Genomic DNA, 1,996 nt, shown 5'->3' with positions numbered 1-1,996 from the left:
GGATGTGCGGATCGATCATCGGTCGTTCGTGGCACAGGGGATCGATCTTGAGCCGCAGAACAAGATCGGTCCGGCCGGCATGCGTCGGGAAGAGCGGGGCGAGGACGCGGAACGGGTCGCTGACCATCTGGAGATCGCGCGACGCAATGGCGAGAGGTTGCTGGCCGAGCCGCATGTGGCGCTGGAGGCGCTGACCCGACAGCAGAGCACATTCACCCGTCAGGACCTGGCGCGGTTCGTGGACCGGCATACGGCAGATGCAGAACAGTTCAGTTCTGTCATGGTTCGGGTGGAGGCATGTCCGGAGCTGGTCGCGCTCGGGAAAGACGGGCATGGGCGGGAGCGGTTTTCCACGCGCGCGATGATCGGGGTCGAGCAGCGTCTGGAAGAAGCATCGCTCGCGATGGGGCAGTCCCAGGGGCATGCGGTGCCGCTGGCGGTGCGTCGGGCGGCGATGGCGCAGGACGGGCTTGGGGACGAGCAGGCGCTGGCGGTGGGCGAGGTCACGAAGTCCCGCGACCTGTCCGTGGTGGTCGGGTATGCCGGGACGGGGAAGAGCACCATGCTGGGTGTGGCCCGTGAGGCGTGGGAAGAGGCCGGGTATCGGGTGCGCGGGGCGGCACTGTCGGGGATCGCGGCGGAAGGTCTGGAAGCGGGGGCCGGGATCGAAAGCCGGACGTTGGCCTCCCTGGAGCGTGCGTGGGAACGTGGGTTTGACCTGCTGGAGCGCGGGGACGTGCTGGTGGTGGACGAGGCTGGCATGGTGGGGTCACGGCAGATGGAGCGGGTGCTGTCGGCCGCGCGCGAGGCCGGAGCCAAGGTGGTGCTGGTGGGCGATCCCGAGCAGTTGCAGGCGATCGAGGCCGGTGGTGCGTTCCGGGCGGTGGCCGAGCGGGTCGGGTCGGTGGAAATCACCACCGTACGCCGGCAGCGTGAAGGCTGGCAGCAGGCGGCTACGAAGGAGCTTGCGACCGGGCGGACAGAGCAAGCGCTGGGTCGCTATGAGGCGGCTGGCCTGGTGCGTGGGCATGACACGCTGGAAGAGGCGCGGGCCGGAGTGGTGGCCGGGTGGGATGAAGCCCGGCAGGCCGCGCCAGAAGACAGCCAGATCATGCTGGCGCATCGGCGTGTCGATGTGCGGGCGCTGAACGAGGCGGCACGCGAGATCCGGCGGGAGGCGGGTGAGCTGGACGCTGATGTCGAACTGTCGGTGATGACGGTTCAGGGGGAGAGGCGTTTTGCGCATGAGGACAGGGTGTATTTCCTGCGTAATGATCGGGACCTGGGGGTGAAGAACGGCACGCTGGGCACGGTGCGTGGGCTGTATGGCATGGATGAGGATCGGATCATGCTTTCTGTGCAGCTTGATGGTCCTGATGGCGTTGGGACTGGCCGGATCGTGTCCGTGCGGATGTGGGAGTATGACGCGCTGGATCATGGCTATGCCGCCACCATCCACAAAGCGCAGGGTGTGACGGTGGACCGGGCGCATGTGCTGGCGACGGGGAGCATGGACCGGCATGGGGCCTATGTGGCGCTGTCGCGCCATCGGGGGAGCGTGTCTGTCCATTGGGGTCGTGATGATGTGGGCGACCGGGACGGGCTGGTGCGGCGACTGTCGCGCGAGCGGCTGAAGGACACCACGCTGGATTACCCGCATGTCCGGGATCGGGATGCCGGGTTTGCGCGTCGGCGCGGGCTGCATGTCCCCGAGAGCGAGATCGTGGTGGAGCGTGAGAAGGCCGCCTCTGGCCCCCGGCAGGACAGGCAGGCCGAAGGTGTGCCTATGCCAGAGCCTGCGTCGGCACAGCAAAAACGCGGGATGTTCGATGGACTGGACCTGTCCGTGCGGTCTGGTCGTCGCACAGCGGAAAAAGACGTGTCAGCCGGGATGGATGCCGGGGCCGGTAAGGGGGAGAGTGGGGTTGAGCGTGAGGCTCCTGTCTCTCCCTTTGCGGGATTGAGGCTGCCCCGTGTGCGGCGTGAGCAGGTGCCG

The 1,996-nt window shown here is 67.5% G+C and carries 1 protein-coding gene; it reads left to right on the top strand.

All coding sequences use genetic code 11. From position 1 onward, the window contains the following. The coding region (gene traA, locus GOB86_RS15330; protein WP_165993521.1) for a Ti-type conjugative transfer relaxase TraA at positions 1–1,996 on the top strand (1,996 nt) is incomplete at both ends.

This window comes from Acetobacter lambici, assembly GCF_011516885.1.
GTDB lineage: Bacteria > Pseudomonadota > Alphaproteobacteria > Acetobacterales > Acetobacteraceae > Acetobacter > Acetobacter lambici.
The sequence above is the reverse complement of the archived record's forward strand: the minus strand, read 5'-3'. Positions and strand labels throughout refer to the sequence as shown.